The following is a 6,104-nucleotide window of genomic DNA, read 5'->3' as shown; positions in this document are numbered from 1 at the left end:
AGATGTGTATAAGAGACAGGGTTGTGGAACACTGGCACAGCGGAAGCATGACCACAAGGATATCAGAGCTTAACAGGGCAGTACCAGGTGCCTATGTGGAGATAAGCGAGGTCCTCGCAAAGAAACTGGGAATAAAGGAAGGTGATTCAGTAATTGTGGAATCACGGAGGGGTAAGATTGAGCTTCCGGCAAAGGTGCTTGATGTCACAAAGGCTACAGGTGGTCCAAGATGGGATTATGTCTTTATCCCATGGTTCGATGAGTACAAACTCATTAATATGATAATGCCAGATGCCTTTGACCCCTTTAGCTTCCAGTCAGATTATAAACTTTTTGCTGTAAAGCTTTACAGAGGAAAGACAAAGACCAGACAGGCTGAGCCAGGGAAGGTAATTGCATAGTTTCTCAGCTCATTTGCGAAAGTGAATCTTAAAAGAAGAGATTTTATCAAACTACTCCTTGCGGGTGGGGCAGTTTTAATCGCAGGCAGATTGACTGTCTTAAATAGAGCTGCGGAAAATGAGAAAGAGGGGCCGTTACCTCATATTGATGTAGGTGGTCTTATAAGACCACCTGGTGCTGTACCTGAAAAATGGTTTCGTTCAAAATGTATAGGCTGCGGTGTCTGTGTGAATGTCTGCCATGTTATGAAATATGATGCAATAGCATTAGCAGGGATATGGAATATCAGAAACTTTGGTACCCCCTTTTTGAAAGATATGAGAGATTTCCCCTGTGGATTATGTATGGAATGTCCTAAGAAGTGTCCGACAGGTGCTTTAAGACCGCTAAAAAAGGAAGAGGTGAGGATGGGAATGGCGCTCATTGATTTCAGCCTCTGTTTTGGCTGGAATGGAGATGTGTGCTTGAGCTGTAGCAAGGCCTGTCCGCTTGGTGCTCAGGTATTTGAGTTTTATAATAGTGAGTGGGGCAATCAGCCTTATATAAATGAGAAATGTGCAGGATGCGGTCTTTGTGTTAAATACTGTCCTCTTGGTGGTTCTGCAATAAAGGTTATAAAGAGGGAGAAATATTCAGAAATAATGGGAAGGTATATTGATGAATTCCGAAGACTTTTATACATGCCTGCACAGGAGCGTTACAGCATTGTTTACAATGAGAATTTGCCTAAGATAATGGAAAGAGGGAGACTTACGGAGCGTGAATACAGATAGAGAAAGGAATGAAGGAGTATTTAAAAATAAGATAAAAATTTTTCAACTCAGAAGATTCGTCACTCTGGGGATAATATTTTTATTTCTTCTTCAGTTTTTGAGGATAAAGGTTCTTGTTGGTGGCCTTTCAGGTTCTATCTCTTTATGGGTTTTAAAACTTATAGATGTTTTTGCCTATTTTGAGAGCCTTATAGCATCAAGGGATTTTTCAAAAGAGGCTTTTTTGTCTCTTCTGCCAGTAATAGCTATCTACTCTGTATTCGGCAGGGCATTTTGCGGATGGGTCTGCCCGATGGATTTTCTTTTTGAGATGATTAGCAGTAGTAGAGCAGGAAGGCTTAACAGCAGGGCAGTAAAAATTTCCCCTGCTTCAGGCTATATTATAGCAGGTATTTTGCTCGGCGTCTCTGCATTGCTGGGCATTCCATTTTTTACAAACTATATTTCCCATTTAACTAATTTCTTCAGGCTTATAACAGGCAGTGTATTTTATTTATCTGGTCTTCCAGTAGAAGGCACCGTTATAATCTATTCAGCCCTGGTAATATTTTTTCTCCTTACCCTGGAATATTTCTTTCCGAGACTATGGTGCAGGGTGATCTGTCCGGTTGGAAAGGTCTATGGAGTATTCAATAGGTTCAGCCTTATAAGATTAAGATTCATAGAAGGTCAGTGTGCTCGGTGCTATTACTGTGAGGAGGTCTGTTATATGAATATAAAACTCACTGCCTTTCACGAACAGAATTCCCTGAGAGATACAAACTGTATTTACTGTGGAAGGTGTGTGGAAGCCTGCAGTACAAAGGAGAGACTTATAAAAATTGTTTTCAGGCGGTAGCGGTGATTATTGTGAGCGGATTTATAGAGGTTAATAATAAGGATTCAATATATTCTGTAATCGAGGCACTGAAGAAAAGAAATGTGGAGATTCATGGCGTAAATGAAGAAAAAATAGTATTCCTTATTGAAAGGGATTTTGTAGGTGTAGGAGATATAGAGAGACGTATAAGAAAGGAGCTTGATAGTCTTAAGGAAATAGATGGTATAAATAATGTATATCTTGCCTATTTCTGCCTTGATGATCGAGAGGGATAATTACTCTTCTCTGAACTTATATCCAGCACCTGGAATAGTAATAATATAAGATGGTTCAGAGGGATTATCCTCTAACTTTTCTCTCAGATGCATTATGTGAACATCTATGACCCTGCTCCAGGAATAGAGTTTATTATCCTTCCAGAGGTGTTCTTTCAGTTCCTGTCTCGTTACAACCCTGTCTCTATTTTCTGCAAGATAGCATAATATGTTGTATTCCTTTGGGGTGAGCTCTACGGGCTTTCCTGATTTTTTGACCTCTCTTCTTTTCATATCTATGACCAGATTTCCTATTTTCAGTTCCTCTGTTTTTGGCTTTGTCCTTCTGAGGCAGGCCCTTATCCTTGCAATTAACTCGAGGGTCTCAAAGGGTTTTACTATGTAGTCATCAGCTCCGCTTTCAAGCCCTATTATCTTGTCAGAAAGTTTATCCTTTGCAGTTAGCATTATGATTGGAAGGTCTGGAGCCTTCTTCCTTATCTCTTTACATATCTCAACACCATCTCCATCAGGAAGCATTATGTCAAGAATTATTAGGTCAGGCCTTTTTTCACTGAAGAATTTTTTTGCCGAGGAACAGGACTCCGCAGTCAGAACACTGAAATTATGAAGTTCAAGGTTCGCCTTTAAGACCCTTAATATGTCCGGGTCATCATCCACAATGAGTATGAGGGGTTTTTTCATAATCTCTCCGTGGATTTCAATCTTATATAGAAGGTGCTTCCGTTCTTTCCATCACTTCTTACACCTATCTCGCCACCGTGGGCTTCAATGATGCTCTTTGCTATTGCAAGACCAAGACCTGTTCCGTCCTTTGATTTTTTGTAGAATTTTTCAAAAATTCTCTGCTGCTCCTCGGGTTTAATGCCGGGTCCTTTATCCTTTATCTCAGCGATTATTGACCCGTTGGACCTTTTTGCTGTAATTGAAATTATTGATTCAGGAGGACTCCATTTAAGTGCATTGGATAGAAGATTGGTAAAGACCTGCTTGATCCTCTCTTCATCAACAGAGCATATAAGAGGTGTTTCCATCTCAAGGGTGAAATCTATCTTCTTTTCTTTTGCCTCAACCATGAAATTTTCAAGACATTCATTGATTATAAATGAAAGGTCTGATTCTTTAATATTGAGTTCCTGAAGCCCTGATTCAATCTTCTCTATATCAAGCATATCATTTACCATCCTGATCAATCTCTGAGTATTTCTCTTCATCATCTCAATAAACTCACCTTCATCCCCGTTGAGGTTAATCATTCTGAGCCTCTGGCCTAGATAATCCAGTGCACCTTTAATAGATGTAAGTGGCGTCCTTAACTCATGGGATGCCCTTGCGATAAAATCGGACTTTCTCTGATTTGCCTCATTCAGGAGTTTGTTTGTCTCAATAAGTTTTCTATTGGTCTCTTCAAGTTCTTTTACTGCCTGTTTTATCTTATCTTGAAGGGAGTTGTGGTATTCTGTTAACTTATCAGCCATCTGATGGAAGGACCTTGCAAGGTCTTCAATCTCATCTCCTGTTCTTAAAATATCTGACGGTGGCGATTCTCCCTCTGAAAATCCCTTTATGATATTCTTTAATCTCTTTAGAGGTAAAAGCATGAGTCTGTTTACATACACATAAAGAGTAATCATGAGGACTGACAGGATCAGGGCAGCGATAAGCATCCTTTTTCTGTTTTTATTGATCTCGAGAAATATCTTTTCTACAGGGATGGTTACACTTATCGCTCCCCTTACATCTCCGATAGTGTACCCCTGTTTTGAATGACATTTCAGACAGGATTCTTCAACGTAAAGGGGAGAGATATATCTCAGATATCTCTCATTATTAATATTCTGAAAAGTGATAAGTTCCTTTTTATCAGAAAGTTCAAATTCCCTGAGTGCCTCTCTTTCCCATTCATCAGGAGCATTTTCAGGATTTATGAGTTTCAGGCTCGTGATCTTGAACCAGTAGAGTTCTCTGTCTTTCGCATATCTTGAAAGTTCTCTGGTGACAAAGGCAGGGTTTTCTTTAATGAATCTTCTACCTTTTATATCAAAGATTAAAGCCTCTTCATCTATCTGCATGAGATAGGTATTGGGTTTTACCCATGGTTTCTCTTCAACAAATATTCCTCCGTGATCAGCAACCCACTTTCTTGTAAGTATGATCTGCCTGAATATTGCCCTTGCTTCATTTTCTGCTTGCTCGAGTATTAGTGATTCCTGGTGTCTTGCAATTATATAAAAGGATATCCCGAGACAGAGAATGAGGATCAGACCACTTGAGATTAGGAATTTTGCCGAGATGCTGAGCTTCATGTTATATTATAACCTGCAAGGCAACAGATATACTTGGTGAGAAAAATATAATACCCGGTAATTTTGTATATAATTTTGCATGGATAGCATTGTCCATGATTGAAGAAGAGTTTATAAAAATTATCGATTATGAAATATATATGTGTTATATAGAGGATTTTTGCGATTCAGGAGGATAGGATGTTCTTTGATGATATCGGTCCACAGAGAATAGAGGAGTTTTATTTTCCAAAATCAAGGCTCAGGGCCATAGTAGTAATTGACAATACTGCCCTCGGTCCATCCATGGGAGGTGTCAGGGTATCTCCTTCAGTTACCAGAGAGGAGGTAATAAGACTTGCAAGGACAATGACATTGAAGAACTCTATCGCAGGACTTCCACATGGCGGTGGAAAAGCAGGTATAATCGCTGATCCAAAAGACACAGAGATAGAAGAATATTTCAGGATATTTGCAAGGTCAATAAAAGATATTGAAGAATACATTCCAGGACCTGATATGGGCAGTAATGAGGAGTCCATGGCATGGGTTTATGATGAGATAGGAAGGGCTGTGGGACTTCCTGAAGAGATAGGAGGCCTTCCCCTTGACAGGCTCGGTGCAACAGGTTTTGGACTTTCGGTGGCAGGTGAGGTTGCCTGTAAATATGCTGGGATGGAGCTAAGGGGTTCAAGGATTGCAATTCATGGATTTGGAAGTGTTGGAAAGGCTGCTGCCAGATTCTTTGCTCAGAGAGGTGGTCTTATTGTTGCAGTTGCTGATTCAAAAGGAGCCGTTTATAACCCGGAGGGTCTCGATGTCTTAAAGCTGCTAAAAATTAAAGAGGAAGGAGGTTCTGTAATTAACTTTACCGGTGGTGAAAGATTGTCACCAGAAGATTTATTTAATGTTTCCTGTGATATCCTTATCCCTGCCGCAACTGCTGATGTAATTAATGAGAAGAATGCAGATTCAATAAAGGCCAGGATAATCCTTGAAGGTGCAAATATTCCTGTTACAGAAGAGGCCGAAGAGTATCTTTATAAAAAAGGTATAACAGTTGTCCCTGATTTTATTGCTAATGCTGGAGGGGTTATCATGGCCGCTATGGAGTACGCAAGGCGGACAGTAGACGAGGCCTTCAGGGCAATTGAAAGTAAGATAAGAGAAAATACAGAACTCATCCTTAAACGCTCTGAGAAAGAGGCGATTTCTCCAAGAAAGGCAGCAGTGGTTATTGCGAGGGAGAGGGTATTGAAGGCTATGAGGTACAGAAGGTTTTGAAAGAGTAGCATTAACTGAGGATCTGGCGGTTTTAAGAAGACATACCGCAGATTGAAATGAAAAGAATAAATAGGATATTATATCAATCGGAGGTGATAGCAGATGCCCATATACGAATATGAATGCACAACCTGTAATGAGAGAAGAGAATATATTCAGAGATTCAGTGATGCACCTGTAACAGAATGTCCTTCCTGTGGAGGGACATTAAGGAGACTTATATCTAACTCTTCCTTTATCCTCAAAGGCTCTGGATGGTATATTA

Annotated in this window: 8 protein-coding genes; 6 read left to right on the top strand and 2 right to left on the bottom strand. The window is 40.0% G+C overall.

Annotated features, from left to right (window positions below):
- From N2257_10170 to N2257_10155, 4 genes are all read left to right on the top strand, one after another.
- A partial coding sequence (locus N2257_10170; protein ID MCX7794748.1) for a hypothetical protein occupies positions 1-401 on the top strand: 401 nt, incomplete at its 5' end.
- Positions 402-422: 21 nt separating this feature from the next.
- Positions 423-1,175: a 4Fe-4S dicluster domain-containing protein gene (locus N2257_10165; protein MCX7794747.1), complete on the top strand. Its 753-nt coding sequence runs from the start codon at positions 423-425 to the stop codon at positions 1,173-1,175.
- Complete coding sequence (locus N2257_10160) at positions 1,162-2,013, top strand: 4Fe-4S binding protein (GenBank protein MCX7794746.1); 852 nt, start codon at positions 1,162-1,164, stop codon at positions 2,011-2,013. Before N2257_10165 ends, N2257_10160 begins: the two co-directional genes overlap by 14 nt.
- Positions 2,014-2,015: 2 nt before the next feature.
- A complete protein-coding gene (locus tag N2257_10155; GenBank protein ID MCX7794745.1) occupies positions 2,016-2,270 on the top strand; it encodes a chaperone NapD in 255 nt (84 codons plus the stop codon).
- Here N2257_10155 and N2257_10150 read toward each other — a convergent pair whose 3' ends face one another.
- Both N2257_10150 and N2257_10145 read right to left on the bottom strand, forming a co-directional pair.
- On the bottom strand, positions 2,271-2,954 hold the full coding sequence (locus N2257_10150; GenBank protein MCX7794744.1) for a response regulator transcription factor: 684 nt from the start codon (positions 2,952-2,954) through the stop codon (positions 2,271-2,273). It abuts the gene before it with no gap.
- The gene (locus N2257_10145) at positions 2,951-4,576 is read right to left on the bottom strand and encodes a DUF3365 domain-containing protein (protein ID MCX7794743.1); all 1,626 of its coding nucleotides are present in this window, start codon (positions 4,574-4,576) and stop codon (positions 2,951-2,953) included. Before N2257_10145 ends, N2257_10150 begins: the two co-directional genes overlap by 4 nt.
- A gap of 180 nt (positions 4,577-4,756) precedes the next feature.
- On the opposite strand from N2257_10145, the gene N2257_10140 reads away from it, so the two are divergent.
- Together N2257_10140 and N2257_10135 are read left to right on the top strand one after the other, a co-directional pair.
- Entirely contained in the window at positions 4,757-5,839 is a 1,083-nt protein-coding gene (locus N2257_10140; protein MCX7794742.1) for a Glu/Leu/Phe/Val dehydrogenase, read from the top strand.
- Between the two features lie 102 nt (positions 5,840-5,941).
- Positions 5,942-6,104 (top strand): zinc ribbon domain-containing protein (locus N2257_10135; GenBank protein MCX7794741.1); only part of this gene is annotated, 163 nt, incomplete at its 3' end.

Source organism: Thermodesulfovibrionales bacterium (assembly GCA_026417875.1).
Lineage (GTDB): Bacteria > Nitrospirota > Thermodesulfovibrionia > Thermodesulfovibrionales > CALJEL01 > CALJEL01.
The sequence above is the reverse complement of the archived record's forward strand: the minus strand, read 5'-3'. Positions and strand labels throughout refer to the sequence as shown.